Origin of the sequence: Rhodococcus cercidiphylli (assembly GCF_033042225.1) — a bacterium.
GTDB lineage: Bacteria > Actinomycetota > Actinomycetes > Mycobacteriales > Mycobacteriaceae > Rhodococcoides.
The window spans coordinates 90,870-116,479 of the sequence record NZ_JAWLKE010000003.1 but is presented as its reverse complement, the minus strand read 5'-3'; the positions used below and the strand labels follow the sequence as shown (position 1 = coordinate 116,479).

Below are 25,610 nucleotides of genomic sequence, written 5' to 3'. Positions count from 1 at the left end.
CCCTCACGGCTCGTCGATCAACGGGTGAGATTCCGACGCGAATCGCTCGGCCGAGCCCGCGGCGCACGCTATGCCCGCAATTCCGCTCCAGACCATCATGGTGAGGTAGTCGACGAGCTCGTCGGCCGTCATGGTTCGATCGAAGATCCACCAGTGTGACGCCAATCGAACGGCACCGATCATTGCGAAGGCGATGGGCATCGAGCCGGCCGTGGAGAACTCACGCTCTCGAAATCTGTCGGCGATGACGGTGGCCAGGAGCTCGGCGATCAGCCCCTCCGCGGCGGTGATGACGTCGTGGTTGCCCGAGACCGCGTTGTTGGCGTGGACGTAGATGTAGATCTCGGGATCCGTGTCGACCGTCGAGACGTAGGCGGAAATCACTGCCCGGGTGAGGTGATACTCGTCGAGGTCCTCGGACATCGCATCCTTGATCCGAGGCACCAGCTCGGTCTCGACGTATCGCGCCATGGCAGCGTCGGTCAAGCCCCGTTTGTCGGTGAAATGCTTGTACAGAACAGTTTTCGAGACACCGTTCGCAGACGCGATGTCGTCCATGCCGATGTTGTGACCCTGCTGTCGGATCGTGTCCAGAGTGCAGTCGAGCAGTTCACGCCGCCGCGTGATCCGATGATCGCGCCACCGGTGGCTTCGGCCGTCGACCTTCTCCGGAACGCTCACGCCGACTGCGAGATGGTTCGTGATCCCCTCAACAGAATCGACGCCACCAGCTCCGGATCGTCCGACATCGGTACGTGCCCGAGCCCCGCGTACGTCGTCACGTCCGCCTGCGGAAAGGTTCGACGCACCAGCGGTGCCTGATACACCGGCAGAACCCAGTCGCGACGCCCCCATGCGACGGTGACAGGGACATCCTCGTCGACCGGAATACTGAAGCGCGGCACTGCGTTACCCGCTGCGTCGATCGCCCGGTTGGTGGTGATACTGAGCGCGTCGATGGTGGCCGTCGCGGCGGGAACTCGCCACGGCTTGGCGTAGAAGACACCGTTGGCGATCGTGCGACCGACGACCGAACGCATGACGGCCGGTGCGATGGGGCTGATCACTCGGGACAACGCGCGCAGCAATCGGAACACGAGCAGCGCACGCGTCTGGTCCCAGTGTCCGCGAAAGAATCCGGCCGGCGAGAGCGCGGTGGCCGAGGCAACCGATCCGCGGGCGGCGAGTTCGAGGGCGAAGTATCCGCCCAACGAGTTTCCGGCCACGTGCGGCTTCTCGCCGTCCACCGCCACGTGCTCTAGGAACCGCTCCAGTTCGGCGACGATCCACGGGCCGAGATCGAATTCCTCGGTGGGTAGTTCGGGTGAATCACCGTGGCCTGGCAGGTCGACCGTCACCACTCGCCGGTGCTGCGCGAGTGTCTCGATGACGCTGTCCCAGGCGTGTTGCCGATGAACTATCCCATGGATCAGCACCAGTGTCGGTCCCTCGCCGCGGATGGTGTGCGCGAGCGCGGGGCCCTCGATGTCGAAAGTCATTGCGGTCCGATCTGTTCTCGTTTATCCGGTGCGAGCGTCGACTGCTTCGGGGTCGGCCACCCGTGCAGGCACGGTCCGCCCGAACGTCATCGATTCGGTGAGATCGTCGAAACGCGCGTCTATTCTGTCGAGAATATAGTTCTGCCTCACCGACCAGGGCCGCTCGGTCCCCGATTTGGGTAGCTCGTCCAAGGATCGCGTGACGTATCCCGATGCGAGGTCCACGACCGGTCGAGATTCCACCGGCTTGCCCGCTCGGTCGGGAATCGCGTGGGTGTAGCCGTGAGACTGCATGTACACCAACAGTTTCGCCACCGCCTTGGCCGTCATGTCGGCTTTGAGCGTCCACGATGCATTCGTGTACCCGATGCACCAGGCAACGTTGGGCACGTCCTCGAGCATATGACCCTTGTAGACGAATTTGTCGTGCGCCGCGAACGGCTGTCCGTCCAGTGACAGCGCGATGCCGCCGAAGGCCTTTAGTTTCAATCCCGTTGCAGTGACGATGATGTCGGCCGGGATCTCGTCTCCGGATTCCAGGACGACGCCGTCGGCGGTCACGCGGGAGATTCGGTCGGTCACCACGGTCGCACGACCGGAGCGAATGGCCTTGAAGAGATCGCCGTCGGGCACCACACACAGCCGCTGGTCCCACGGGGCGTACGTCGGATCGAAGTGCTTGTCGACGTCGTATCCCCGCGGCAATTGCGCCTTCGTCATGGCCCGGAACACCCTGCGGGCCGTCTTCGGTGCGCGTCGACACAACTGATAGGAGCCGACCATCAACAGCGCGTTACGCCACCGCAATGCACTGTGCGCCAGGTTGTCCGGCAGTACGCGCTGAGTGAGCGTGGTGAACGGGTCGGTCATCGGCAGCGACGCGATGTAGGTGGGCGATCGCTGCAGCATCGTCACCGACGCGGCCTCGGCAGCGAGTGAGGGCACCAAAGTGATTGCGGTTGCTCCACTTCCGATCACGACGACCCTCTTGCCCGAGTGGTCCAGATCCTCGGGCCACTGCTGAGGGTGCACCATCTGCCCGGTGAACTCGTCGGCCCCGGGAAGATCGGGGGTGTACCCGCCCGAGTAGTCGAAGTATCCGGTGCACAGGAACACGAATCGGCTGCGATAGGTTTTCGGAACGCCGCTCGAAAGCGTCTCGACGGTCCACAGGTCCGTCGACGAGTCCCAGTTCGCGGCCTCGACCGACGTCGAGAAATCGGTGTGTTCGTCGATACCGTTCGCGTACGCGGTATCGACGATGTAATTGCGGATGTCTTCGCCGTGCGCGAGCAGAGTGTCTCCCTGCCACGGCGTGTGCGGGAACGAGAACGTGAAGATGTCGCTGTCCGAACGAATTCCGGGGTATCGGAACAGGTCCCAGGTACCGCCTGCGCGCTCGCGACCTTCCAGGATGGTGTAGCTGAGCTCAGGTGCCATCTGCTGCAGGCGATATGCGGCTCCGACGCCCGATATGCCTGCACCGATGATGAGAACGTCCTGGAAATTGTCGACGGAGCCGTCGAACTCGGGCCATCGTCCTCGGCTTGTCGTCACGTCGCGCCTCGCTGTCTCGCCGAACACCTCGCGGATCGGCCCGACTGTGCGGCGGATCGCGACTTACATCACACAATGTGCCATTGACGAGTGGCGGTGTCAATGACAGTGTTCACCGCACACCGAAGACAGGAACCCCTCATGAACCACACACCACCTGTTGCCTGCATCCGCACAGCACAGGGAACCAGAATCCGATGACTGCTGTGGCGGTCGGGGCCGCAGGAGTCATCGCTCTCGTCCTCCTGGCGTCGAGGGGATCGGGCCTGGACTTCGAGCGACGTGCCCTGTCCGGCGCATACAAGCCGCCGCGCTCGAAGTGGCCGAAGCGACCGCTCACGCGCCGACGCACGTAACGAGCTCGCGAGCGGTCCATTCCGTTCCGTGACGTCGACAACGGCAGCGGGCCCGGTCAGTACTCTCGACCCCATGGGCGATCGGAAGTACGCAGGCAGGTCGCCCGAGGAGCGATCCTCCGAACGCATCGCCCGTCTCATGGACACCGCGATCGCTCTGTTCGGCAGCCACGGGTACGCGGCGACCACGATCGGGATGTTGTGCGCGGAATCGAACGTGTCGACCCGTCACTTCTATCGCGAGATCGGAAGCCGGTCGGAGCTGCTCAAGAAGATCGTCACCACCATGAATGAGGACGGCGAGCACGCTGCACGAGAGGCACTGACCGCCGACGGTCGGCAACCGGTGTTGGCGTCGATCGACGCCGCAATCCGGGCGTACCTCGGCGTCACGTGTCGCACCAGGATGTCGGCTCGGGTCTGCTACGTCGAAGTGGTCGGCGTCAGTACCGACATCGAACTGTGGCGCATGAACCAGCGAGACGTCATCGTCGAGATGTTCGACTCCCTTGCAACCACCGCCGCAGCACGAGGAGAACTGCCGTACAGGAACTATCGCCTGGTCATTCTTGCCATCATCGGTGCCGCCAACATCTTCGCCCAGGAATGGGCCCTGAGCCGCAGTTGCGACGTCGGAACCACCGATGACACCTTCACCCCGTACATCGACACGCTCGTCGAGTTGGTCACCGCTGCACTGACGACACCACTCCCCTGACCGGAACCAGGTTCGAACCATGCTCCTACTCGCGTTGGCCGTCGTCTTGGTCCTCACGTCGTTCGTCCGTATCCGGCGAGACCCGCGTCGGCTTTCCAACGGCCTGACTGTCATTGCGGCTCTCGCTGCGCTGGCGATCGGATCGCTGAGTCTGCTGCATCGGCTGGACGCCCGGGTCGAGGCGATTCTCGTCGTTGCGGTGCTGTCGGCAATCCTGCTGACGGCGATCGGACTCGTGGGCGCAGCGGCCATCAATGGGCTGGTGGTGATCAGGCGCGAAGGGCTCCGGCTCTCGACCGCACTGCCACTTGCTCTGGCGGTTGCGGTGACGCTGGGCGTCGGGCTGTTCGTCGCAGTGGCGGCCGTGCTGGAAACGCACACTCTGCCCCTGTGGTTGCTGGCCGCGGTCTGGACAGGGGTGCTGTTCTCGGTCTGCCTCGGCGTCCAGCTCGCCGCGTTCTCTGTCCACGCGCTGATCTACGGACACTTGGAGCCACCGAAAGGAAGTTCAGCCGTTGTTGCTCTGGGATGCGGGCTGGGCTCGGGAGGAACCGTGACGCCTCTTCTCGAGAGCCGACTGAACCGCGCCCTCGATGTGTACAACGCGGAAGTGGCGTCCGGACATCGCCCGGCCCTCGTCGTATCCGGCGGGCAAGGGTCCGACGAGGAGACTGCGGAGGCCACGGCGATGAAGAAGTACCTGGTCGGCAGGGGTGTGTCCGAAAAACTGATCCTCGCCGAGGCGCGCTCGCGAAACACTCGGGAGAACTTGACGATGACGAGGGACCTTCTGGAGTCGTCGGATCTGAGATCGGAGCCGATGATCGTGGTGACCAGCAACTTTCACGTCCTGCGAACGGCCGCGTTCACTCGCGATCTGGGTCTCGACGCTCATGTGACGGGAGCCGACACGGCACGTTTCTACGCACCGACGGCGTTCCTGCGCGAGTTCGTCGCAATCCTCCATCGCTACCGCAAGCCCAATATCGCCCTGCTGGTCGGCATCGCTTCGATCGTGGTGATTCTCCAGCACGTGAACTGACGATGCGGGGCCCGACGGCACCAGGGAACTGCGCGACATCGAGCATCCCCACCGATAGTGACCCGGAACACGCCCGTCGGACGTATGTTTCGGAGCGTCGATTTCGACTCATACCTAACGGCGTCGTCCGCGACGCCCCCAGCTCCGGGTATCCGGAGACGACCTACACGAAAGAGGTACGCACCGATGGCCGACTTCATCGACAAGGCTCAGCACAAGGCAGAGGAACTGGCCGGGACTGCGAAGGAGAAGGCCGGCGAGGCAACCGGTGACGACAGCCTTCGCGCCGAGGGTGCCAAGGATCAGGCGAAGGCCAACACTCATCAGGCCGCCGACAAGGTCTCCGACGTCGCCGAAAGCGCCGCCGACTCCGCAGCCGGTGCCGCCAAGGAAGCCAAGCACGCAGCCGCCGATGTCGCCGACAAGGCGTCCGACGTGGCCGAGGACGTCAAGAACACTGTCAAGGACAAGGTCTCGAACGTCGATGCCGACGACGTGAAGGAGAAGGCCTCCCAGGTCGCCGACAAGGCAGCCGACAAGGCCTCCGCCGTCGCCGACGACGTGAAGAACACGGTTCGCAACATCGACTCCGAGGATGTCGCCCAGGCGGCGAAGGTCGGCACTCCGATCATCGCAGCCGTCGCAGCCGCAGCCGGTGCCGTCGCGTTCGTACTGATTCGTCGACGCAACCGTCGCCGTAGCGCTGCGCACCTGTTCGTTCCGTCGAAGCGCACCACCCGCAAGCTCGCCAAGAAGGCCCGCAAGCACAGCTTCTGAAGGTAATTGCACAGAAAAGCCCCGCCTCCATCGAGGCGGGGCTTTCTCGTCTCTACAGCGGCTTGAGTGCCCGGCTGGGTACCCAGTGAGTGACGGTTTCGCTGCGGTCTCGTGACATCAACTCGTAAGTGACGCGGCCCAGCCAATCTCCGTCCACGGTGATGGACCATTCGACCAGATCTCCCGGCACGACGCGTCGCACATCGAATCCCTCGGGATTGAACTTCGAGGCGTGGTGCGGAGGCAGCGGGTAGAGGATATTCAGGTCGATCCACACCTTCAGCGGTGGTCGGAGCAGCTTGAACGGGCGCACGGCAGACGCCGGTCGAGGTTGTGCGCGCCGTGCCATCGTTCGATCATACGTTCGATCACTACGCCGATCCACCGCCCCGGACAACGAAGAACGGCCACCCGCACACGAGGTGCAGGTGGCCGTTGTTCGGTGCTGAAAAGATCAGATGCCGAGCGATCCCGCCAGGAACGGCCAGGAGTTGTGCAGGTCGTCCTGCCAGTAGCCCCACGAGTGGTTTCCGACCGGGCGGAAGTCCACGGTTGCCGGGATACCGAGCTGATCGAGGCGCTTGGCCAGGTTCGAGGTGCAGAAGTTGGTGGCAACTTCGATGCCACCGCCGACGATGACCTGGTTGGCAAGCGTCGCCGGATCGTTCTTCAGACGCGGGTTGGCGAAGGTGTCGTTCGGGGCACCGGGCAGGCCGCTGCCGGTGCTCATGTAGATCTGCGTTCCACGGAGCTTCTCGGCGTTGAGCAGCGGGTCGTTCTCGCGCCACACGGGGCCGTCGAGCGGTCCCCACATGTTCTCGACGTTGCCGCCGCCGTAGGTCTCGACGACGAGCTTGACGAACTGCTGACCGATGGGGTCGGAGGTCTGAGCGCAGCCGCTGTACGCCGCGACGCCGGTGAACTTGCCCGGGTACTTGATCGCGATGTTGAGAACCGAGGTGCCCGTCATGGACAGCGCTGCGAGCGACTGGCGACCGTTGGTGTCGAACTGGGCGTCGATCAGCGGGGGCAGCTCTTCACCGAGGAAGGTGCTCCACTTGTTGCTGCCGAGCTTCGGATCGTCCTGGAGCCAGTCGGTGTAGTAGGACCACTTGCCCTTCTGCGGAGTCACGATGTAGGCGTTCTTGTCCGACAGGAAGGCCTCGGCGTCGGTCTGCGACTGCCACGATGCGGCATCCTCGCCGCCGCCTGCGCCGTTGAGCAGATACAGCACCGGGCGGGACACGCTGTCGTCGGCCGGCTTCTGCACCGTCACGGGAATGGTGCGGTTCATGGACGCCGAGTACACCTGGAGCTGGACCTGGCGGTTCTCGAGGGTGTTCACCGACTCGATCCTCGATCCGTTGCTCGACTGCGTCGTAGCCGCAGGCAGCTCTTCCGCGGACGCGACGGGCGTCATCAGCGCGGTCGGGAGAATCGCCACTGCGAGGGCGACGGCCGTAGCCGAACCGATTCGCCGGAAGCCGTGTCGTCGAGATCGTGGCACGCTGTTTCACCTTTTCGTCGAGTTACACCGGTCGAGTCTCTACATCGGCCGAAGATGAGGTGACGTTACCTCGAGCAAACGTCCCGAGCGTTATGGACCGGACGAATCCGAGACGCGATCGTGATGCTCTCGGCAACGCAGACCCAGAGGTGTTCCCACGAGACGAGTGTCTGTGGTCTATTGGGTGCCCGTCCCGCGAAGGAGTCGATCGAGATGTTTCGTCGCACCGCTGTCATTGCTTGCGTCATTGCAGGTGCCGCTGCCTTCGGAACGGGAACGGCCGCAGCCGACGAGTGGCCCACTCCGCCGCCGTATCCGAGTCCGTCGGCTCCGCAGGATGTCACCGGATTCCTCACCCCACAGGACCTGGACTACTGGAATCCGTTCGTCAGCAGGAATCGACTGACCTCGCCCTACGGCAACAGCACTCGCATCGTCTGCACCGGATTTCACGGAGTGCTGTCCTCCTGCTGGCAGGCCGATTCGAATGGCAACCCGCACAAGCTGATTCTGCTGAACATGAACTACCCGGGTTCGACGGGCCAACTGCTGCCCGGCGGAGGTCCCGGGCACTTCGTCTACCCCGGCTTCATCCCCGGCATCGGCTGACCCGCACCTGGTTGTTGGCGTTCGCTCAGTTGTACGGCTTACGCGCCGTTTCCGGGTCGCCGTAGGTGATGGCACGTTCGCGTCGGGTGCCGGTGGCCAGGGTTGCGGCCCAGTTGATCAGCGTCCCGACGCGATTGCGGTTGCCGGCCAGGAATGCGATGTGGATAACTCCCCACGACACCCAACCCACGAAGCCCGACATCTTCAGCGGCCCGGCCTGCACCAGTGCGTGACCGCGGGCGATGTAGGCCGCGGTGCCGAGATCTCGGTACTTGAAATCCTTTCGCGCAGAACCGGACAGGTCTGCTGCGATGGCCGCGCCCGCCGCGCGTCCGCCCTGCATCGCCACTTCCGCAACTCCCGCGAGCTTGTTCAGCGACATGATGTCTCCGACGACGAAGACGTTGCGGTGTCCCGGGATCGAGAGGTCCGGCTGCACAGCGATGCGTCCGGAGCGATCCTGTTCGACGCCCATCGCGTCGGCGAGTTGTTTCACGAACGGAACGGCTTCGACGCCTGCGGTCCACAGCACGGTGTGGGTGTCGTAGCGAGTGACGGTCTTGGGTTCGGCCTTGGCCGTGACCTCGACGTCGGTGGCCGTGACGTCGGTGACGTGAACTCCGAGATGGGTTTCCACGCCTACCGCGTCGAGGGTGCGTTGCGCTTTCTTCGTCAGGGAATCGGGGAACGATTCGAGGACGCGGTCACCGCCGTGGAAGAGCAGCACACGCGCTTCCGACGGGTGAATGGTGTCGAACTCCTTCGCCAACGCCCTGGAGGCGAGTTCCCTTATCTGACCGGCCAATTCGACTCCGGTCGGGCCTCCCCCTGCCACGGCGAACGTGAGCCAGGGTCGGCGTTCCTCGGCGGTGGGCAGGGATTCGGCCATCTCGAAGGCAGAGATCAGCTTTCGCCTGATCGCGAGGGCATCGTCGAGGGTCTTCATCCCCGGTGCCCACTGCACGTATTCGTCGTGGCCGTGATAGGCCTGCTGCATTCCGACAGCGACGACGAGGTAGTCGTAGGGCAGCTCGAAGGTCGAGCCGTCGAACCGACTGGCCGTCACCACTCCACCGTCACCCACCGCGGTCACCGAGGTCGCTTCACCCAGCGCCACATACACGTTCTTCTGCTTACGCAGCAGGTGCCGCAGCGGACTGGCAATCGAACCCTCGGACACAAGACCGGTGGCGCACTGATAGAGCAGTGGCTGAAAGACGTGGGAGGTGCCGCGCTCGAGCACGGTGACGTCGACGTCCTCACCGCGTAGACGCCGGGCCGCGCGCAGCCCGCCGAATCCTCCGCCGATGACCAATACCCGTGGACGTGCCATGTGAACGTTCTCCCTCGGACCGACCGCAGAGAAGGACTCTCCGAGTGGCAAGCCTACTCGAGGGCCGCACCCCCTGGTCAGGAGTGCGGCCCTCGGTGTCGATCCGGGTCAGCCGAGCAGCGCCCGCATGGTGTCGATTTCCTGCTGCTGCGTGGCCACGATCGTGCGGGCCATATCCTGCGCGTCGGTGTTCGACCCGTCCGCGATCTCGCTGTTCGCCATCTCGATCGCGCCTTCGTGATGTTCGATCATCATCGTCAGCCACTGGCGGTCGAACTCGGCACCGGTGGCCGCACTCAACGCGTCCATGTCCTGCTGGGTCATCATGCCCATGCCCGAGCTGTGGTCCATTCCGCCCATCTCACCCATGTCGGACGAGGGCGCGGGCTGACCCCATTCGGCAAGCCAGGCGGTCATCCGGTCCATTTCCGGTTGCTGCGCGGCCTCGATAGCCGACGCCAACGCCACGACGTCCGGATTGTCGGTGCGGCCCTGGACCATTGCCGCCATTTCGACCGCCTGCGCATGATGCGGGTACATCATCTGCGCGAACATCACGTCCGCATCGTTGAATTCTGCCGACGCGTCGGACTGGGTCGATGACGCCGACGACGAGTTCGACGAGCCCATCGAATGGCCGTCCATCGACGAGTCGGAGGTGTCGCTGCTGCAGCCTGCGACGAGAAATGCGCTCACGGTGGCAGCAGCCAGCGAAGCGACGAGTGTTGTACGCATGTGAAACTCCTTGAACGAGTGCGAAATACAGGGATGAGTGAATCCGCCGGTGGTCGTACGTTCACCGGGCTCCCTGTCACACTCGCAAGGTCACCGATCTGTCCAGCTCCCAGAGGGTCCACGGCGGAGCACGCTCCGAGATGGAGTCGGTGCGCCCACCGATGCCGTCCGCCGATATCAGCGAGTAGCCGATGTCGACGCTCGTCGACGGAACCGACAGAGCAGCCCACGACACCGTGGTTCCCGCGCACGGATGCATCATCTGGTGCGCCGCCGGGCAGTCGTGTTCACCGACCGCCACCTGCACGGGCCCCTCATGGTGCATCGCCGACGCCATGGCAGCGTGTTCGTTGCTCGCCGACGCGGTCGCCGTCGCCGAGTGCATCAGCAGCACCCCGAAGATCGTCAGTGCGATCAGCAATCCGGCCGCCGAGGCAATGCCCTGGCGACGGCGTCGGATCACTCGATGCATGTCGCCGACGATAGCAAGATATACCCCCTAGGGGTAGCCGGCAGGGACTTCCGCCTCGCACCGAAGGACTTCCGCCTCTGTCGGCGGCGAGCCGATCCGAGCCATGCTCGGTGGGTATCTGCACACGCAAGTCAATGGACGGGAATTCGTCATGAATGCATCGAGTCGGGTAGTCGTCGGAGTCGACGGATCTGCCACATCGCTCGACGCGGTCCGCTGGGCAACGCGCGAGGCCGTTCGACGCCACGCTCCGCTTGAGTTGGTCACGTCGTCTCTGTTCGCGCCGGGAACCTACGGGGATGCCATCAGTCTCCGGATCGGTGCATTCTCGGACCCGGACGTCGAGGCCAAGCGTGTGCTGACCGCAGCGGTCGATGTTGCGCACAAGACTGCCGCCGGCAATTCGCTGATTCTCGATACGCGCCTCGAACACGGCTCTGCTGCACGGAATCTGACGCACTTCGACGTCGCTCCCGCCATGATCGTCGTGGGGTCGAGGGGTCTGGGCGAGTTCACCGGCGGGTTGATCGGGTCGGTCAGTACCGCAGTGGTCACGCATGCCAAATGCCCTGTTGCAGTAGTCAAATCGAACATCGTCAGCGACGGTCCGGTTGTCGTCGGGGTGGATTGCACCGCCAACAGTCAGCCTGCGATCGGATTCGCTCTGAAGGAAGCGTCACTGCGCGGAGTCGACCTCGTCGCTGTACACGCCTGGAGCGACCTCGAACTCGGCAGCGTGTTGACGCGCGACGACGAGGGTCCGTGGGTCGATTCCGAACTCGCCGAGAAGACGTCGTTGGCGGAGAGCCTGGCCGGCTGGTCGGAGGACTACCCGGACGTCACCATCCATCGAGTGGTGGTTCAGGACAGGCCTGTTCGTGAGCTGGTCCGTGCGTCGGAGGCAGCGCAGTTGATCGTCGTGGGAAGCCGCGGTCGGGGTGGATTCGCATCGATGCTTCTCGGTTCCACCTCGCGTGCGGTGTTGCATTCGGTGGATGTTCCCGTCGTCGTCGTTCCCACCGATCGATGAGCGTGGAGTCGATCGAGTCTTCCTACAGCTCAGATGAATTGGACGCCGACCTGCGCTACTGGGCTGCGGCGAACTATCTGACGGTGGCGCAGATCTATCTGCAGGACAACGTATTGCTGCGTCGTCCTCTGGAGGTGGCGCACATCAAACCGAGGCTGCTCGGGCACTGGGGCACCAGTCCCGGACTCTCGATGATCTACACCCTCCTCAATCGGGTGATTCGTCGAACCCATTCGGATTGGCTGTACGTCACCGGTCCCGGCCACGGCGGTCCGGCGTTGGTGGCGAACACCTACCTCGAGGGAACCTACAGCGAGATCTACCCGAACATTTCACTCGACAACGAGGGCGTCCGACGGCTGTGCCGTCAGTTCTCCACTCCTGGTGGCATTCCGAGCCATGTCAGCGTCCAGACCCCGGGCAGCATTCACGAGGGCGGCGAACTGGGTTACGCCCTCGTCCACGCCGCCGGTGCCGCGTTCGACAATCCCGATCTGATCGTCGCCTGTGTCGTCGGGGACGGTGAGGCCGAAACCGGCCCCCTGTCCGGTTCGTGGAAGCTCCCGGCCTTTCTGAATCCGATTCGCGACGGCGGCGTCTTGCCCATCCTGCATCTGAACGACGGAAAGATTTCCGGACCGACGGTTCTCGGACGCAGCACCGATCAATCGGTAGCCGACTATCTGAGCGGCCAGGGGTGGGCACCCCTGTTCGTCGAAGGCGACGACCCACGAGAGGTGTTCCCGGCGCTCCACGCTGCCCTCACCCGAGCTCACGACGCGATCGAGACAATCCAGCACGCCGCCCGCAACGGAGAACCACAGCACGACATCGAATGGCCCGCAATCGTTCTGCGCACCCCCAAGGGCTGGACCGGCCCGCACGAGGTGGACGGCAAGCTCATCGAGGGCACGCACTGGGCGCACCAGGTACCACTGTCCGGAGTCCGCGAGAACCCGTCGCATCTGGCGCAGCTCGAGAAGTGGCTGCTCTCCTACGACCCCCGATCGCTGTTCGACGACAACGGCGCTCCCGTCGCCTCGATTCGCGAGCTCGCTCCGTCGGGCACCCAACGTCTCGGTGCCACGCCGTATGCGAACGGAGGACTACTTCTGCAGCCCTTGGTCATTCGCGATCTGGAGAACTATGCGCTCACCGTGGAGTCCCCGGGGCGCACGTCGCACGAGACGACCACCGTGCTCGGGGAGATGATGCGTGATATCTACCTCGACAACGCACAACCCCACGGCGGCGGCAACTTTCGCCTGTTCTGTCCCGACGAGACCGCCAGCAACCGGCTCCAGGCCGTGTTCGAGGTGACCGATCGATGCTGGCAGTTGCCGACCACCGAGTTCGACGACGATCTCGGTCCCGACGGTCGCGTGATGGAGGTGCTCAGCGAGCATCTGTGCGAGGGCTGGCTGGAGGCGTACCTGCTGTCGGGTCGACACGGCCTGTTTGCCAGCTACGAGGCCTTCGCCATGGTGAGCGTGTCGATGCTGATCCAGCACACCAAGTGGCTTCAGCACGCGGCCACACTCGCGTGGCGGGCACCCGTCGCCTCGCTCAACGTGCTGCTCACCAGCACGTGTTGGCGCAACGACCACAACGGATTCAGCCATCAGGGCCCCGGACTGATCGACGCGGTCATTCCTCTGGCACCGGATATGGTGCGCGTGTGGCTGCCACCGGATTCCAATACGCTGCTCGCGGTTGCCGATCATTGTTTCCGCAGTCGAGGTCACGTCAACGTTCTGGTGGTGGACAAGCAGAGTCACCCGCAGTATCTGACGCTTCCCGAGGCGCGGGCGCATGCAGCGGCAGGTGCGTCCCGCTGGGACTGGGCCGGCACCGAAGCGGTCGACGCCGAGGAAGATCCCGAGATCGTTCTGGCGTGTGCAGGCGACGTGCCGACCGAGGAAACCCTCGCTGCCGCAGAGTTGTTGCGTACGTGGACTCCCGAGCTCAGGGTTCGCGTGGTCAACGTCGTCGATCTGATGGCGCTGCTCCCCGTCGGCGATCATCCCCACGGATTCTCCGACGAGCAGTTCGCGGACCTGTTCACCACCTCGGTCGATGTGGTCTTCGCGTTCCACGGGTATCCCCGTGCGGTGCACCAACTGGTGCACGGCCGACCGGACGCTCAGCGGTTCCACGTGCGCGGGTTCATCGAACAGGGCACCACGACAACACCGTTCGACATGGTGGTGCTCAACAAGATCAGTCGCTACCATCTCGCCCTCGCGGCATTCGACCGGGCACGCACAACGCCGGCCGGTGCCGAGGAACTGCGGCAACACTGCCAGGACCAACTGGCACGACACGACGCCTACATCCGAGAGCATTTCGAGGACCTCCCAGAGATCCGGCAGTGGCGGTGGTCGTGACTGCCGGACCCGTCGAGCTACCCGCGGGCGATGATCAACGGGCAGTCGACGCGGTGGGCCAGTGAACGGACCGTGGATCCGAGAAGTCGGTCGCTGAAACCGTTGCGTCCGCTCGAACCGACGACCACGGCCTGGGCGCGCGGTGACACCTCGAGGATCTTCTCAACCACATTGCCGCGCAGCACTTTCTGCTGGACCACGACGTCCGGATACTGTTCGCTCCAGCCGGACAGGCTCTCCGCCAACACGGTTCGGCCGTTCGACACGATCGCATCGGATCTGTCGGTCGCGGACGTGTCGGGCGACGAGATCGGTTCGTCCGTCGACACGTGCACTGCAACCAATTCCGTTCCTCGGAGCGAGGCTTCGTCGAATGCCAACCGAACGGCGTTCTGGTTGTGCGGCGACCCGTCGACTCCGAGGACAACAGGGCCTCCCGACGAATGCAGCTCCACACTTTTCGGCACGATGACCACCGGGCAGTGTGCTTGAACGGCCACCGCGGTGCTCACCGAGCCGAGCAGTTCGGCGAAGTAATCGCCGTTGCCGCGCGAGCCCACCACCATCATCGAGGCACTGGAGGACTGCTCCAGCATGGCCTGGATCGTCGGTCCCACAATCGATTCGCTCACGATCTCGAGACCGTCGGGGTCCTTCACCGACCGTCGCGCAACCAGCGAAGCCCAGGCCAGGACCGACTCGGCGGCTTTGTGCTCCTCGGAGCCGATGTGAGACGGCAGCGCGACGAAGCTGGTGTACAGAGCCTTGACTTGATAGGCGGACACCAGCTTCACCGGTACCCCACGCAACTCGGCCGCATGAGCGGCCCACCCGACTGCGTCGAGCGACGAGCCGGAGCCGTCGACACCGACGACGATCGGAGACTGCCTCGAGGTACTCATGCGTGCGGGACGACGAGGACGGGGCAATGGGCATGCCGCAGTACGGCGGTCAGTGTTCGTCCCGGCACTCTGTCTCGCTCGTGACCGACCACCATCAGCTGAGCCGTCTCGGAGACCGCTACCAGTTCCGATCCCGAGTCGGCCTCGGCGTACACCGACGCCACGCGGATGTCTGGGTAGTCCGCGCCGAAGGGTTCGAGCCGAACGTCCATTGCCGATTCGGGGTGTAGCCCGTCACCGGGGCTACTGAGGGCGGACGCGAGAATGGAGGAGACGGCCTGGGTGTGCACCGCCAACACGCTGGCCGACCTGATCGACGCCTCGCGGAATGCCTGAGCGACAACAACATCGGCCTGTGAGACGTCGGCATCACCCAGGGCCGCGACGACCGGTCCGCGGCGTTCGGCGTCGAAGTGCCGGACGATCGCAACGGGGTTGGGCGATGCTTCGACCACGGCTCCGACCATCGATCCGAGTACCCAGGCGGTCACTGCACTGCCGGTCGTGGTCCCCAGTACGAGCAGAGACGCAGATCCCGCTTCGGTCGACATCACCGATTCGGGCCGCCCGTGTACGACGACCGATTCCACGGCAATCGCCGGATCGATCGCTGCGGCCACATGCGCTGCGCGACTCAATGCCGTGCGGGCATAGTCGCCGTCGACATCCGGAGCGCCGTAGACGGTTTCGGGCTCGGCGTGGCCGGCGATCACGTGGATCAAACGAAGCGACGTCCCCCGCCCACGTGCCTCCTGCACGGCGAATCGGACCGCATCGAGCGCGGTCTCCGATCCGTCGATACCGACCACGACGGGTCCGGCGGTGTGTGCACTGTTCATCGGGTTCCTCTCGGTGGTGCGAAGATAGGTTCTGCACCTTCACCGAGAACGCTACGAGCGCACACCCACCCGACGCAGCGGCCGGAGGTCACCGAAACAGGTGACGAACGACTGCACCCGTCAGGGCAGCGGTACCGACCAGGTCACATCGGTTCCGCGTCCGGAGGAGCCGGGACCGATGTTCATCGACCCACCGCATTCGACAGCACGGGCACCGAGGTTGGACAGTCCGCTGGCGGTGGTGTCCTCGGGCATCCCGATCCCGTTGTCGGACACGACGATCTGCAACTCGTCGCCCACCGACAAGGTTACGGTCACAGTGTCGCCCTGCGCATGATGGACGACGTTGCTGACCGTCTCACGAACGACGGCAACGGCATGATCGGCGAGCTTGGTGTCCACAACCGACAGAGGCCCGAACATCCGCACGACGGCACGGATATCGACGTTCTCGGTGAGTTCGAGTACCGCCGCATTGATGCGTTGACGCAATCGCGTGGCCGAGTGGGACGTGCTCTGCAAGTCGAAGATCGTCGTCCGGATGTCCTGCACCGTGTCCTGCAGGTCGTCGATCGTCCTGGTCAGACGCACCCGGATTTCCTCCGACTCGGTGCGTTGCAGAGTGCTCTGCAAAGCCAAACCGGCGGCGAAGATTCGCTGAATTACGTGATCGTGCAGGTCGCGGGCAATTCGATCTCGGTCCGACAACACCTCGAGTTCGTGCATCCGGCGGCTGGAATTGGCGATCTGCATCACCAATGCAGCTTGATTGGCGAAGTTCGAGACCAGCTCGAGTTGGGAATCGTCGAACGGCCCCCGCCCCTCTGTGTGGAGGACGACCAGGACGCCGCTCACGCCCTCGGCGACGCGGAAGGGTGAAATCAGTGCGGGCCCGAAAGCCGAGCCCAATTCCTTGGCACCGTACTCGAGTCGCTCCTTGCGCAACGGTGTTCGACGTCGAAATGCCGATCCCGAGCTCGAGCCCTCGATCGGAATGACTGCTCCGATCATGCGATCGGATACGAGCCCCTCGCTGACCGTGACGACCAGTTCGGTGACATCCTCGAACGGCTGGTCGCCGTCCTCGGGAACCGCGATGAACGCCGCATCGGAACCGGTCAGGTGCAATGCTTTCCGCGCCACCATCTGCAGCACTTCGTCGATGTCCGTCCCGGCGAGCAGCTCGGTGCCGATGTCCCGAGTTGCCTCCATCCAAGCCTGGCGCACCCGTGAGTCCTCGTACAGTCGCGAGTTCTCGATGGCGATGCCGGCCGCGGACGCCAGCGCCTTCGTGACGACCTCGTCGTCCTCGGTGAACTGCTTGCCGTCCTTCTTCTCGGTGAGATAGAGGTTGCCGAATATCTCGTCACGAACCCGAATCGGAACGCCGAGAAAAGTCTTCATCGGCGGGTGATTCGGCGGAAATCCCACCGACTCCGGGTGCGCCGAGAGATCCTCGAGGCGCAGCACTTTCGGCTGGTCGATCAACAGTCCGAGCACCCCGCGCCCAGTGGGGAGCGGGCCGATCGCCACCCGCGTGTCCTCGTCCATGCCGTGATTGATGAACGCACTCAAGCCGTGACCGTCGCCGCGAACGCCGAGTGCGCCGTACCGAGCATCGACGAGATCGACGGCCGATTCCACGATCGAGCGCAGTGTCACTTCCAGATCGAGGCCGGAGGTGATGACGAGCATGGCGTCGAGCAGCCCGTCGGCCTGGACTCTGGCATCGGCGATTCGGCCTATCCGGTCCTGAACCTCGGCCAACAGTTCACCGAGTCGCAACTGCGGCAACGAGGACGTGGTCTCCGCGCGGTGGTCATCCATCCCGCGACCCCGGTTGTCCGGCCGACGGAGCGGTATCAGCGAGCTTCGACGCGTACACCGCAGCCTGGGTACGGCGCTCCATCCCGAGCTTGGCCAGCAACCGAGAGACGTAGTTCTTCACCGTCTTCTCCGCCAGGAACATCCTGGCTGCGATCTGCCGGTTGGTGAGGCCTTCTCCCAACAAATCCAGCAGCGTGCGCTCCTGGCTGGTGAGGTGGTCGATAGGTCCTGGAGTCGCCGTTCCGGCTCGTAGTTTGTCCATGAGCGCCGCTGCTGCACGATTGTCCAGTAGCGACCGACCGGACCCGACGTCCTTGATCGCGCGCGTGAGCTCCATGCCGGTGATGTCCTTGACGACGTAGCCGCTCGCGCCCGCGAGGATGGCGTCGAGCATGGCCTGATCCTCGGTGAACGAGGTCAACATCATGGTCTTGAGGAGCGGCAGGCGATCGAGGAGTTCGCGGCACAGTTCGATGCCGTTGCCGTCTGGCAGGCGCACGTCGAGCACGGCAACGTCCGGCTGCAGGGCCGGGATTCGGGCCAGCGCCTGAGCGCAACTGCCCGCCTCACCGATGACCTCGAGGTCCGGATCGGAGTCGATCAGGTCGATCAGACCACGCCGCACGATCTCGTGATCGTCCACCAAGAACACCGTGACCACGGCGACACCCCTCACCTGCGTCCACACTGGGCGCCTCGACTTCCGAGCCTACGGGTCGCAGGTACGGCCGGCCTGACCTTTCGTCACCGAATCAATGGACCAAAGTCCTTCGTGTCGGTGTTGTTGTCCTGCCGCGCCCGAGGCTGTGCGAGGCGTCTGATGGATGTTCCGACACCACGACCGAGGAGGTCGCACGATGGGTTCACCACCGACCGTCGTCGGAGTCGACGGATCAGCTGCAGCGTTGGATGCAGTGCGCTGGGCAGTTCTCGACGCACACCTACACAGGTCCGATCTGGTTCTCGTCTCGGCGATGTCACTTCCGAAGGCGCTGACGGGGGTGGGGATACTCCCCGAACCCGTTGTCGAACAATCGAGATCGGAAATCAGAGCGATTCTGGACGAGGCCAGGGCGCTGGCGTCCCGCGTGAGCGCGACAGCCGGTCCGATCGGAATCGACACCGTCTCGTCCGAGAACCCCGCCGTTGCCACGTTGCTCGACCTGTCGACCACCGCCCGCATGGTCGTCATCGCCACCCGCGGTCTCGGCGGGGCCGAGCAACGATCACTCGGGTCGATCGGTTTCGCCGTCACCACCCATGCTCGATGCCCGGTCACGGTGGTCCGTGGCTGGTCGGGCGACGGTCTGGACACGACGCATCCGGTGGTCGTCGGGGTGGACGGAACGAGAGCGAGCGCGGCGGCGGTGGCGCTGGCATTCGAGGAGGCCTCCGTGCGGTCGGCTCCGCTCACGGCAGTGCACAGCTGGTCCGACGCGGATCTGACGGTCGGGCTTCCGATTCGAGGATTGGAATGGCCGGCCAATCGGCCCGCAGCGGCGGATCAACTGACCCGGATGCTCGAGCCGCACACACGTCGTCATCCCACGGTGTCGGTGCGCACCGTGGTGGTGAAGGACCGGCCGGTGCAGGCTCTTCTCGATCACGCGCAGGGCGCTCAACTTCTGGTGATCGGCAGTCACGGGCGCGGCGGCTACGGAGAGATGATGCTCGGGTCCACCAGCCGGTCGGTGCTGGCGCGTGCGCACTGCCCGGTCACCGTCGTTCCGTCGCCCGGCCGCCGCCTCGCGCGGATCACCGCAACGGCAGCGGCAGATCCCGAGTGATAACGCGCGCGGACTGTCGTTCGCCCACGAACGAGGGTACAAATGCCCTACGCGAGCGAAGCCTGGAACTGCAGGCTGTAGCCATGAGCGAATCCGACAGCACCCCATCCACCCCGACCACCGACACTCTCCGGGTTCGCGGTGAGAAGTTGACCGAAACGGTCAAGAAGTTGCTGCACGACGGCAACATTCGGCGAATCGTGGTGAAGAACGATCAGGGGCACACCGTCATCGAGATACCGGTGACCGCAGGTGTAGCGGTCGCGATCGTCGCACCCGTCCTCGTCGCGGTCGCTGCGATCGCCGCAGTGCTGGACGACTGCACCATCGAGGTCCACCGCGTCGACGAACACAGTCCCGCCGCCTGAGCGCACCTCTGCTCACTCCGAACGACTCGCCGCCACAGGGGAACGAACACCATGCCTTATCCGATCGAAGTACGCGCACTGAGCAAGAGCTACGGCGACAAGCTCGTCATCGACGACTTGTCGTTCGTTGTCGAACCCGGCACTGTCACAGGATTCCTCGGACCGAACGGGTCCGGCAAGTCCACCACGATGCGGTTGATCGTCGGCTTGGATCGTCCCGACGCCGGCACTGCACTGATCGGCGGCGTCGAGTATGCCCAGTTGAACAAGCCGCTGCTCACCGTGGGAACCCTGCTGGACTCCGAGGCCGTCCACCCAGGGCGATCGGCCTACAACCATCTGCTGTATCTGGCTCGTACGCAACGCATTCCAACGTCTCGTATCATCTATGTTCTGGAGCTGGTCGGGCTTCGCGACGTCAGCGGCGAACGTACCGGATCGTTCTCGCTCGGCATGCGGAAGCGACTCGGGATTGCTGCAGCCCTGCTCGGCGACCCAGCGGTGCTCATTCTGGACGAACCGATCAACGGATTGGACCCGGACGGCATCTACTGGATGCGCAACCTCATGAAGAACCTGGCGGGAGAGGGACGAACCGTCCTCGTCTCCAGCCACCTGATGGGCGAGATGGCTCAGACCGCAGACCATCTTGTGGTCATCGATCACGGCAAGCTGATCGCCGAATGCACGCCCGCGGAGTTGATAGCCCGCAGCAGTCGAGCGTCGGTGCTGGTCTCGTCCTCCGATTCTGCGCGGCTCGCAACGGTGGTCGACGCAGCCGGAGGTACCACCGACGTACTCGGCCACGACGGACTCACCGTCCACGATCTCTCGGCACACCAGGTCGGGGAGCTCGCCCAACAGCAGAACATCGCGATCTATCAGCTGACCCCGCAGGAGGCATCGCTGGAAGAAGCGTTCATGACCCTCACCCACCTCGACGACGTCGAACACGACCGCCCCCTCGTCACTCACTCTCGCGGACAGGCGACATCATGAGTATCACCGCACCGCGCACCGCAACCAAGCCCCCCGAGCGAGAACACCATCGCGACGATGTCCTCGGACTGGTGACATCGGAGTGGACGAAGCTGATCTCACTGCGATCGACGATCTGGTCCCTGGCCGCACTGGTGATCCTCACCATCGGCTTCACCGGCTTCTTCACCTGGTTCACCGTCGCCTACTGGGACAACGTCGATCCGGTTTCCCAGCTTCAGATCGTCACAGACCCGGCACGCCAGATCCTGGGGGCAGGGTTCCAACTCGGCCAGTTGGCGGTCTGCGTACTCGGCGTCCTGGTGGTCACGAGCGAATACTCGAGCGGCACGATCAGGGCCAGTCTGCTGGCGGTGCCCTCACGAATACCGATGTTGGCGGCCAAAACCGGTGTGTTCATGGCCGTCGTGTTCGTCATCGGCGAGATCACGGCATTCCCCACATTCTTCCTCGGTTCGGCCATCATGGACTCCAAAGCATCTGTGTCGCTGAGCGATCCCGGCGTGCTGCGAGCGGTGATCGGTGCCGGCCTGTACCTTTCGCTGCTCGGCGCCATGGCGGTCGCCGTCGGTGCCATCGTCCGACACACCGCGGGAGCCATCACGGGCATGATCGGATTCGTTCTCGTACTGGCACCGCTCACCCAACTGATCCCCGGCACCGTCGGACGGCACATCCAGGCGTACCTGCCCTCGCAGGCCGGCAGTCTGATCGCCTCACCCCGGCAAGCTCCCTCCGACTTGCTCACTCCCTGGCAGGGTTTCGGAGTCGCAGCGCTGTGGACGGTCCTGCTGCTCGCCCTCGCGGCATATCTCCTTCGCCGACGCGATGCCTGACATCGATCTCACAACAGGGGGACAAATCACCATGAACGAACTCGCCGAATCGGCCGGTGGCGCAGGCCTCATCGCGTTCCACGTCCTGGCCTCGATTCCTCTGCGCAAGTGGCGCACGACGTGGGGCGCGACGCCGGCCGAGGTGAACGAAACACTGCCCGGTGACGAGAGCGTGCCACACCCGGCGTGGACATACACCCATGCAATCGATGTCGACACGACGCCTGATCTCGTGTGGCCATGGTTGATTCAGCTCGGTCAGCAACGTGCAGGCTTCTACAGCTATCGCGGACTCGAGAACCTGGTCGGCTGCAACATCACCTCGGCAACGGGGATCGACCCTCGATTCCAGACTCTCGAGGTCGGCGACTCCGTGCTCCTGCATCCGCAGTCACCACCTCTGGCGGTGACGCTGATCGACGACGGCACCGCCTTCGTGCTGCTGGGTGCAGACCCCGACTCGGCCGATCGAGCGCTCTGGTCGTTTCATCTGCGCGCCCTGCCCGGTGGAAGAACTCGACTGATCGAGCGCGGACGATATTCGCACGCTGCAACATTGAAGAGTCGCCTGGTCTTCGGGCGCTACTTCGTCGAGCCAATCGGATTCGTCATGAGCAGAAAGATGCTGCGCACCATCGCAGCAAATGCTGCGACGGCCCAACACGCCTAACCTTTCGAGAACACCCCGCCCAGTCGGCGGAGATCGTCCAGAATGTCGTTGACCCGGCTCATCAGGGAGATGTGTCCCTCTCCTTCGATCAGATGGGCCTGCGCTCCTGCGACGTTCGCCGCCAACCAACGAGCATGGGCGAACGGAACCATCGTGTCCAGACTGCCCTGCCATATCGACACCGGTGTGCTGATCTCGCTCAGGTCGAATCCCCATGGGCGCGTGTGGGTCAGGTCGTCGTCACGCCAGCCCACGATGCCTTGACGTCCGGCCGCGTTGACCGATGCGGCGAGGTACTCGGTGAGTTCCTCGGTCAGCGCGGCGCGGTCGACCGGTGGAGCCAACGCTCCCAATCCTGCCGCTACCTGGTCCGGGGTGACACCGAAGAACCCTTTTCGGATATCGAGAAACGACTCCAAGGCTTCGACGCCGGCGAACACGGCCGTGTACTCGTCGATATTCTCCTCGGCCATTCCGTCGCGGATGTCGCCGTCGTAGTCGGCGGCGGGTGCGATCCCGACGCAGCAGGCGGCAGCGAGGCACCGCCCGGGCAGCACTGCCGCACAGGCCAATGCACGCGGCCCGCCACCCGACCAGCCGATCGTCAGAAATTCGCCGATGCCGAGGTGGTCGAGCACTGCCGCCGTGTCGGCGGCGTCGTCCGCCACCGTAGCGGTGGTCGCACCGTCCGGACGTGGGGAGGATGCTCCGTACCCCGGCCTCGAGTAGGAGACGACCCGCAATCCCTGTGCAGCAGCGGCCCGTTCGAGCGTCGGGAACGGTACTGCACCCTGCGGGGTGCCATGGTGATAGACAAGTGGAAGCGCATCGGCCGGCCCTGTATCGAGTACTTCGAGGCTGCGGCCGTCCTCGGTCGGGACCAGAACTGTCATTTGTCTTCGCTGTTGCCGCCGGAGGCGTCGGTCAACGTCAATCCGAGCAACTGTTGCACCGTCTCGGTGTTTCCGCGCTCACCGGCACTGTGCAGCAGTACCTGCGCCGCAGGCCCACTCATCAACGGCGGGACGACGAGCAGCGTCACACTGTCACCGTCGCGAGTGCGAACACCGAGTGTGTGATGTGGCTGAAACCGGTAGCCGTCCAGGTGAATGCTTCGTGCGCCTACGGTGACGCGCCGGGGTGCCTTCTGCCACTCGTCGAGGCGGTAGAGCACTCGATCGATCGGACCGAGTCGCCGAGCGAGGGCGGCAACGAGCTCGGGTGCCTCGAAGTCGAGGTCGTCACTGACCGAGAGCCAGGCACCGTCAACCTCGCCGGCGGATCGGACCGTCGGGTCCGGTGGGGTCAGTGTCAGTCGTCGATCGCTGTCGGAGGGCAATGAGTATCGGGCCTGATCTGTGTCGCTCGATGTTGCTCCTGTCATGACGGGCCCTTCTCTGTGGGGTGTTCTGTAGTCCCCTTGCACGCTATCGAGGCGTCGACCGGGCCCGGAAGGGTACGAAGTACCCAATCGCCAGGGACCGGCGTCGGACGGCGGAACACCCGGTGGTGCAGATCCATTCGGCCGCTCACGGCGAACACCTTCGGCGACCGGTGAGGGTCCTAAGTCCCTGTTTCCAGGCGCTCCCGCGCGGCAGAGTCGTCGTCAGTGATCCTCACGAGCAACCACCGACAGGACCGACCGGCATGACACTCTCCCTCACATTCGCTTTCGCTGTCGCAGCACTGTGTTTGCTCGCAGTGCTGCGGTCCGGTGCTCGCACTCCCGCCTGGGCAAGAGCGCGCGCCGTTGCCGGTCCCGACACGTTGGAGGAGTTGTTCGCCGCCCGGTACGCACGCGGCGATATCGACTTCGCTCAGTACCGCAAGTCCGTGGATCTCTTGACAGCACAACTCCATTGCTGACCGAACGCCGAACCTCGAGAATGAAAGCAGAAGGCATCATGCGCATCCTGATCGCAACGGCAAGCCGTCATGGTTCCACCCGCGAGCTCGGACAGTGGTTGGGCTCGGCGCTGACCGCGAGACTGTCCGACACCGCCACGGCGGCCACGGTCGACGTCCGCGACGCAGCCGATGTGGACAGCATCGCCGAATACGACGCCGTCGTACTCGGGAGTGGCGTCTACATGGGCCGCTGGCTCGGTGATGCCCGATCGCTCGTCGCCCGTGAGCAATCCGAACTCGAGACCAGGCCGGTGTGGCTGTTCTCCAGCGGGCCCATAGGTAGCGGGACACCGCCCACTGCGAAGTCGAAGTGGAGCGAGGCGTCCTGGGCAATCGAACACAAGGTGTTCGGCGGCAAGCTCGATCGATCGACGTTGTCGTTGTTCGAGCGCGCGGTGGTCCGAATGATCAACGCCGGCGACGGAGACGACAGATCACGCGCCGAGGTCGACGAGTGGGCCGGAGACATCAGCGGTGTCCTCGCAAAACGGCTTTCACCCTCCACCTCCGCCGTCGACAGAGATTCATCACCCGAGAAAGGCCCATCCTCATGACCGACACCGAGCCGACCGGCCGACCCATCGTGGTGGGAGTCGACGGATCACCTTCGTCGATCCTCGCCCTGCAACGTGCGCAGCAGTTGGCCACCGCCTTGTCGACCACGTTGGAGGCAGTCACTGTCTGGCAGTACCAGCCGTACATGGACACCGGCTATGTCGTCGAGGTCGAGCCCGCGAAGAACGCTGAGACGATTCTCGCCGAGGCTACCGCTGCTGCGTTCGGCACCGATCTGCCCGCAGGCCTGAAACAGGTTGTGAGACAGGGTTCTGCAGCAAAAGTCCTGCTGGAGGCCAGCCATGACGCCGAGATTCTCGTTGTCGGCAGCCGAGGGCACGGCGGATTCGTCGGACTGCTCCTCGGATCTGTCAGCTCGCAGTGCGCGGAGCATGCACATTGCCCAGTGCTGGTGGTTCATGCGAGGGACCATCACTAGCGGGGCCGCCGTGCCCACACCGTCGCACATTGCGACGGTGGCCGTGGCATCGGCGCTGATCAGGGTGCGGGAACTCGAGCGGTCCATCGATTTCTACTGCTCGGTGTTCGAGTTCACCGTCTCCCTCCGAGAAGCGGACGCCGCACTGTTGCTGGCGCGAAACGGCTTTCAGATCTATCTGCACGCCGACCCACTGTCTTTGCCGCGACCGGTGACAGCTCTGGGAGTCAGCGAGATCATGTGGTCGGCTCAACGCGCCGAGTCACTCAACGAGATCGGGGCTCGGCTCCGCAAGCACTATCCGTCCACGTACATTCACACAGCCGACGGAGTCAGTTTCGTCCACGGGTGCGATCCGGACGGCAACAGGGTTCTCGTGGCCTACCCGAGCCCATTGCAGTTGCCTCGCAGCGTCATCGAGCATCGTTTCCGCTGAATCCCGGCGGTGACACTGTGGG

The 25,610-nt window shown here is 64.2% G+C and carries 30 protein-coding genes; 16 read left to right on the top strand and 14 right to left on the bottom strand.

The features are described 5' to 3' along the window. Positions 1-3: 3 nt before the first annotated feature. Genes R3P95_RS07695 through R3P95_RS07685 form a run of 3 tightly spaced genes read right to left on the bottom strand, consistent with a single transcriptional unit; the run spans position 4 to position 3,056 of the window. The gene (locus R3P95_RS07695; RefSeq protein WP_317547889.1) at positions 4-681 is read right to left on the bottom strand and encodes a TetR/AcrR family transcriptional regulator; all 678 of its coding nucleotides are present in this window, start codon (positions 679-681) and stop codon (positions 4-6) included. Further along, positions 678-1,499 (bottom strand): alpha/beta fold hydrolase, encoded by an 822-nt coding sequence (locus R3P95_RS07690; RefSeq protein WP_317547888.1) that lies wholly within the window; start codon positions 1,497-1,499, stop codon positions 678-680. The genes R3P95_RS07695 and R3P95_RS07690 overlap by 4 nt, the downstream gene beginning before the upstream one ends. 21 nt (positions 1,500-1,520) lie before the next feature. Beyond that, the gene (locus R3P95_RS07685; RefSeq protein ID WP_317547887.1) at positions 1,521-3,056 is read right to left on the bottom strand and encodes a flavin-containing monooxygenase; all 1,536 of its coding nucleotides are present in this window, start codon (positions 3,054-3,056) and stop codon (positions 1,521-1,523) included. A 197-nt stretch (positions 3,057-3,253) separates the two neighbouring features. Here R3P95_RS07685 and R3P95_RS07680 point away from each other — a divergent pair, with 197 nt between their 5' ends. The 4 genes from R3P95_RS07680 (at position 3,254) to R3P95_RS26125 (ending at position 5,949) form a co-directional block, all read left to right on the top strand. Then, positions 3,254-3,412, top strand: a complete 159-nt coding sequence (locus R3P95_RS07680; protein ID WP_317547885.1) for a hypothetical protein — start codon at positions 3,254-3,256, stop codon at positions 3,410-3,412. Between the two features lie 73 nt (positions 3,413-3,485). Further along, on the top strand, positions 3,486-4,130 hold the full coding sequence (locus tag R3P95_RS07675) for a TetR/AcrR family transcriptional regulator (protein ID WP_317547884.1): 645 nt from the start codon (positions 3,486-3,488) through the stop codon (positions 4,128-4,130). Between the two features lie 19 nt (positions 4,131-4,149). After that, positions 4,150-5,172: a YdcF family protein gene (locus tag R3P95_RS07670; protein WP_317547883.1), complete on the top strand. Its 1,023-nt coding sequence runs from the start codon at positions 4,150-4,152 to the stop codon at positions 5,170-5,172. A 186-nt stretch (positions 5,173-5,358) separates the two neighbouring features. Then, positions 5,359-5,949 (top strand): CsbD family protein, encoded by a 591-nt coding sequence (locus R3P95_RS26125; protein WP_068055598.1) that lies wholly within the window; start codon positions 5,359-5,361, stop codon positions 5,947-5,949. Between the two features lie 52 nt (positions 5,950-6,001). Here the strand turns inward: R3P95_RS26125 and R3P95_RS07660 are convergent, their stop codons facing one another. Continuing rightward, positions 6,002-6,298 carry a hypothetical protein gene (locus tag R3P95_RS07660; RefSeq protein WP_032376174.1) on the bottom strand — a complete coding sequence of 99 codons (297 nt, stop codon included), beginning with the start codon at positions 6,296-6,298 and terminating at the stop codon, positions 6,002-6,004. A 105-nt stretch (positions 6,299-6,403) separates the two neighbouring features. After that, the gene (locus R3P95_RS07655; RefSeq protein WP_373455116.1) at positions 6,404-7,369 is read right to left on the bottom strand and encodes an alpha/beta hydrolase; all 966 of its coding nucleotides are present in this window, start codon (positions 7,367-7,369) and stop codon (positions 6,404-6,406) included. Between the two features lie 300 nt (positions 7,370-7,669). On the opposite strand from R3P95_RS07655, the gene R3P95_RS07650 reads away from it, so the two are divergent. Next, positions 7,670-8,065: a hypothetical protein gene (locus tag R3P95_RS07650; RefSeq protein ID WP_149407404.1), complete on the top strand. Its 396-nt coding sequence runs from the start codon at positions 7,670-7,672 to the stop codon at positions 8,063-8,065. Between the two features lie 25 nt (positions 8,066-8,090). Here the strand turns inward: R3P95_RS07650 and R3P95_RS07645 are convergent, their stop codons facing one another. The 3 genes from R3P95_RS07645 to R3P95_RS07635 form a co-directional block, all read right to left on the bottom strand. After that, a complete protein-coding gene (locus R3P95_RS07645; RefSeq protein WP_149407405.1) occupies positions 8,091-9,398 on the bottom strand; it encodes an NAD(P)/FAD-dependent oxidoreductase in 1,308 nt (435 codons plus the stop codon). A gap of 108 nt (positions 9,399-9,506) precedes the next feature. Beyond that, a complete protein-coding gene (locus tag R3P95_RS07640; RefSeq protein WP_149407406.1) occupies positions 9,507-10,133 on the bottom strand; it encodes a DUF305 domain-containing protein in 627 nt (208 codons plus the stop codon). 76 nt (positions 10,134-10,209) lie between these two features. Next, positions 10,210-10,605 carry a hypothetical protein gene (locus tag R3P95_RS07635; protein ID WP_149407407.1) on the bottom strand — a complete coding sequence of 132 codons (396 nt, stop codon included), beginning with the start codon at positions 10,603-10,605 and terminating at the stop codon, positions 10,210-10,212. A 151-nt stretch (positions 10,606-10,756) separates the two neighbouring features. Here R3P95_RS07635 and R3P95_RS07630 point away from each other — a divergent pair, with 151 nt between their 5' ends. Next, a complete protein-coding gene (locus R3P95_RS07630) occupies positions 10,757-11,635 on the top strand; it encodes a universal stress protein (protein ID WP_094687135.1) in 879 nt (292 codons plus the stop codon). Continuing rightward, entirely contained in the window at positions 11,632-14,022 is a 2,391-nt protein-coding gene (locus R3P95_RS07625; protein ID WP_149407408.1) for a phosphoketolase family protein, read from the top strand. Before R3P95_RS07630 ends, R3P95_RS07625 begins: the two co-directional genes overlap by 4 nt. A 17-nt stretch (positions 14,023-14,039) precedes the next feature. Here R3P95_RS07625 and R3P95_RS07620 read toward each other — a convergent pair whose 3' ends face one another. The 4 genes from R3P95_RS07620 to R3P95_RS07605 all read right to left on the bottom strand — a co-directional run bounded on the left by R3P95_RS07620 (position 14,040) and on the right by R3P95_RS07605 (position 18,251). After that, positions 14,040-14,924 (bottom strand): universal stress protein, encoded by an 885-nt coding sequence (locus R3P95_RS07620; protein ID WP_149407409.1) that lies wholly within the window; start codon positions 14,922-14,924, stop codon positions 14,040-14,042. Further along, on the bottom strand, positions 14,921-15,763 hold the full coding sequence (locus R3P95_RS07615; protein ID WP_149407410.1) for a universal stress protein: 843 nt from the start codon (positions 15,761-15,763) through the stop codon (positions 14,921-14,923). Before R3P95_RS07615 ends, R3P95_RS07620 begins: the two co-directional genes overlap by 4 nt. Before the next feature lie 120 nt (positions 15,764-15,883). After that, complete coding sequence (locus R3P95_RS07610) at positions 15,884-17,590, bottom strand: sensor histidine kinase (RefSeq protein WP_149407411.1); 1,707 nt, start codon at positions 17,588-17,590, stop codon at positions 15,884-15,886. Beyond that, the gene (locus tag R3P95_RS07605) at positions 17,583-18,251 is read right to left on the bottom strand and encodes a response regulator (protein ID WP_068055658.1); all 669 of its coding nucleotides are present in this window, start codon (positions 18,249-18,251) and stop codon (positions 17,583-17,585) included. The genes R3P95_RS07610 and R3P95_RS07605 overlap by 8 nt, the downstream gene beginning before the upstream one ends. 196 nt (positions 18,252-18,447) lie before the next feature. Here R3P95_RS07605 and R3P95_RS07600 point away from each other — a divergent pair, with 196 nt between their 5' ends. From R3P95_RS07600 to R3P95_RS07580, 5 genes are all read left to right on the top strand, one after another. Continuing rightward, positions 18,448-19,377, top strand: a complete 930-nt coding sequence (locus R3P95_RS07600) for a universal stress protein (RefSeq protein WP_188078788.1) — start codon at positions 18,448-18,450, stop codon at positions 19,375-19,377. A gap of 83 nt (positions 19,378-19,460) precedes the next feature. After that, positions 19,461-19,745: a DUF4342 domain-containing protein gene (locus tag R3P95_RS07595; RefSeq protein ID WP_149407413.1), complete on the top strand. Its 285-nt coding sequence runs from the start codon at positions 19,461-19,463 to the stop codon at positions 19,743-19,745. A gap of 51 nt (positions 19,746-19,796) precedes the next feature. Beyond that, positions 19,797-20,744 carry an ATP-binding cassette domain-containing protein gene (locus R3P95_RS07590; protein WP_317533782.1) on the top strand — a complete coding sequence of 316 codons (948 nt, stop codon included), beginning with the start codon at positions 19,797-19,799 and terminating at the stop codon, positions 20,742-20,744. After that, positions 20,741-21,580: an ABC transporter permease subunit gene (locus tag R3P95_RS07585; RefSeq protein ID WP_317533783.1), complete on the top strand. Its 840-nt coding sequence runs from the start codon at positions 20,741-20,743 to the stop codon at positions 21,578-21,580. The genes R3P95_RS07590 and R3P95_RS07585 overlap by 4 nt, the downstream gene beginning before the upstream one ends. 31 nt (positions 21,581-21,611) lie before the next feature. Continuing rightward, entirely contained in the window at positions 21,612-22,250 is a 639-nt protein-coding gene (locus R3P95_RS07580) for a hypothetical protein (RefSeq protein WP_283347458.1), read from the top strand. Here R3P95_RS07580 and R3P95_RS07575 read toward each other — a convergent pair. Then, positions 22,247-23,143 (bottom strand): alpha/beta fold hydrolase, encoded by an 897-nt coding sequence (locus R3P95_RS07575; protein WP_283347459.1) that lies wholly within the window; start codon positions 23,141-23,143, stop codon positions 22,247-22,249. The genes R3P95_RS07580 and R3P95_RS07575 overlap by 4 nt on opposite strands. Further along, on the bottom strand, positions 23,140-23,634 hold the full coding sequence (locus R3P95_RS07570) for a DUF5994 family protein (RefSeq protein WP_283347460.1): 495 nt from the start codon (positions 23,632-23,634) through the stop codon (positions 23,140-23,142). The genes R3P95_RS07575 and R3P95_RS07570 overlap by 4 nt, the downstream gene beginning before the upstream one ends. A 263-nt stretch (positions 23,635-23,897) precedes the next feature. Here R3P95_RS07570 and R3P95_RS07565 point away from each other — a divergent pair, with 263 nt between their 5' ends. The 4 genes from R3P95_RS07565 to R3P95_RS07550 are packed head-to-tail and all read left to right on the top strand — an operon-like array spanning position 23,898 to position 25,588. Further along, positions 23,898-24,116 (top strand): SHOCT domain-containing protein, encoded by a 219-nt coding sequence (locus R3P95_RS07565; RefSeq protein WP_283347461.1) that lies wholly within the window; start codon positions 23,898-23,900, stop codon positions 24,114-24,116. Between the two features lie 38 nt (positions 24,117-24,154). Continuing rightward, complete coding sequence (locus R3P95_RS07560; protein ID WP_283347462.1) at positions 24,155-24,712, top strand: flavodoxin domain-containing protein; 558 nt, start codon at positions 24,155-24,157, stop codon at positions 24,710-24,712. Then, positions 24,709-25,152 carry a universal stress protein gene (locus R3P95_RS07555; RefSeq protein WP_283347463.1) on the top strand — a complete coding sequence of 148 codons (444 nt, stop codon included), beginning with the start codon at positions 24,709-24,711 and terminating at the stop codon, positions 25,150-25,152. The genes R3P95_RS07560 and R3P95_RS07555 overlap by 4 nt, the downstream gene beginning before the upstream one ends. 10 nt (positions 25,153-25,162) lie before the next feature. Then, positions 25,163-25,588: a VOC family protein gene (locus R3P95_RS07550; protein ID WP_283347464.1), complete on the top strand. Its 426-nt coding sequence runs from the start codon at positions 25,163-25,165 to the stop codon at positions 25,586-25,588. The last annotated feature ends 22 nt before the right edge of the window (positions 25,589-25,610 follow it).

Bases quoted from the DNA above. Each gene is read 5' to 3' on its own strand.
- R3P95_RS07555 (WP_283347463.1), top strand. From the start codon at position 24,709: ATGACCGACACCGAGCCGACCGGCCGACCCATCGTGGTGGGAGTCGAC.
- R3P95_RS07675 (WP_317547884.1), top strand. From the start codon at position 3,486: ATGGGCGATCGGAAGTACGCAGGCAGGTCGCCCGAGGAGCGATCCTCC.
- R3P95_RS07635 (WP_149407407.1), bottom strand. From the start codon at position 10,605: ATGCATCGAGTGATCCGACGCCGTCGCCAGGGCATTGCCTCGGCGGCC.
- R3P95_RS07650 (WP_149407404.1), top strand. From the start codon at position 7,670: ATGTTTCGTCGCACCGCTGTCATTGCTTGCGTCATTGCAGGTGCCGCT.
- R3P95_RS07670 (WP_317547883.1), top strand. From the start codon at position 4,150: ATGCTCCTACTCGCGTTGGCCGTCGTCTTGGTCCTCACGTCGTTCGTC.
- R3P95_RS07645 (WP_149407405.1), bottom strand. From the start codon at position 9,398: ATGGCACGTCCACGGGTATTGGTCATCGGCGGAGGATTCGGCGGGCTG.
- R3P95_RS07610 (WP_149407411.1), bottom strand. From the start codon at position 17,590: ATGGATGACCACCGCGCGGAGACCACGTCCTCGTTGCCGCAGTTGCGA.
- R3P95_RS07660 (WP_032376174.1), bottom strand. From the start codon at position 6,298: ATGGCACGGCGCGCACAACCTCGACCGGCGTCTGCCGTGCGCCCGTTC.
- R3P95_RS07640 (WP_149407406.1), bottom strand. From the start codon at position 10,133: ATGCGTACAACACTCGTCGCTTCGCTGGCTGCTGCCACCGTGAGCGCA.
- R3P95_RS07600 (WP_188078788.1), top strand. From the start codon at position 18,448: ATGGGTTCACCACCGACCGTCGTCGGAGTCGACGGATCAGCTGCAGCG.
- R3P95_RS07595 (WP_149407413.1), top strand. From the start codon at position 19,461: ATGAGCGAATCCGACAGCACCCCATCCACCCCGACCACCGACACTCTC.
- R3P95_RS07655 (WP_373455116.1), bottom strand. From the start codon at position 7,369: ATGACGCCCGTCGCGTCCGCGGAAGAGCTGCCTGCGGCTACGACGCAG.
- R3P95_RS07585 (WP_317533783.1), top strand. From the start codon at position 20,741: ATGAGTATCACCGCACCGCGCACCGCAACCAAGCCCCCCGAGCGAGAA.
- R3P95_RS07560 (WP_283347462.1), top strand. From the start codon at position 24,155: ATGCGCATCCTGATCGCAACGGCAAGCCGTCATGGTTCCACCCGCGAG.
- R3P95_RS07570 (WP_283347460.1), bottom strand. From the start codon at position 23,634: ATGACAGGAGCAACATCGAGCGACACAGATCAGGCCCGATACTCATTG.
- R3P95_RS07630 (WP_094687135.1), top strand. From the start codon at position 10,757: ATGAATGCATCGAGTCGGGTAGTCGTCGGAGTCGACGGATCTGCCACA.
- R3P95_RS07620 (WP_149407409.1), bottom strand. From the start codon at position 14,924: ATGAGTACCTCGAGGCAGTCTCCGATCGTCGTCGGTGTCGACGGCTCC.
- R3P95_RS26125 (WP_068055598.1), top strand. From the start codon at position 5,359: ATGGCCGACTTCATCGACAAGGCTCAGCACAAGGCAGAGGAACTGGCC.
- R3P95_RS07580 (WP_283347458.1), top strand. From the start codon at position 21,612: ATGAACGAACTCGCCGAATCGGCCGGTGGCGCAGGCCTCATCGCGTTC.
- R3P95_RS07590 (WP_317533782.1), top strand. From the start codon at position 19,797: ATGCCTTATCCGATCGAAGTACGCGCACTGAGCAAGAGCTACGGCGAC.
- R3P95_RS07565 (WP_283347461.1), top strand. From the start codon at position 23,898: ATGACACTCTCCCTCACATTCGCTTTCGCTGTCGCAGCACTGTGTTTG.
- R3P95_RS07575 (WP_283347459.1), bottom strand. From the start codon at position 23,143: ATGACAGTTCTGGTCCCGACCGAGGACGGCCGCAGCCTCGAAGTACTC.
- R3P95_RS07680 (WP_317547885.1), top strand. From the start codon at position 3,254: ATGACTGCTGTGGCGGTCGGGGCCGCAGGAGTCATCGCTCTCGTCCTC.
- R3P95_RS07625 (WP_149407408.1), top strand. From the start codon at position 11,632: ATGAGCGTGGAGTCGATCGAGTCTTCCTACAGCTCAGATGAATTGGAC.
- R3P95_RS07615 (WP_149407410.1), bottom strand. From the start codon at position 15,763: ATGAACAGTGCACACACCGCCGGACCCGTCGTGGTCGGTATCGACGGA.
- R3P95_RS07690 (WP_317547888.1), bottom strand. From the start codon at position 1,499: ATGACTTTCGACATCGAGGGCCCCGCGCTCGCGCACACCATCCGCGGC.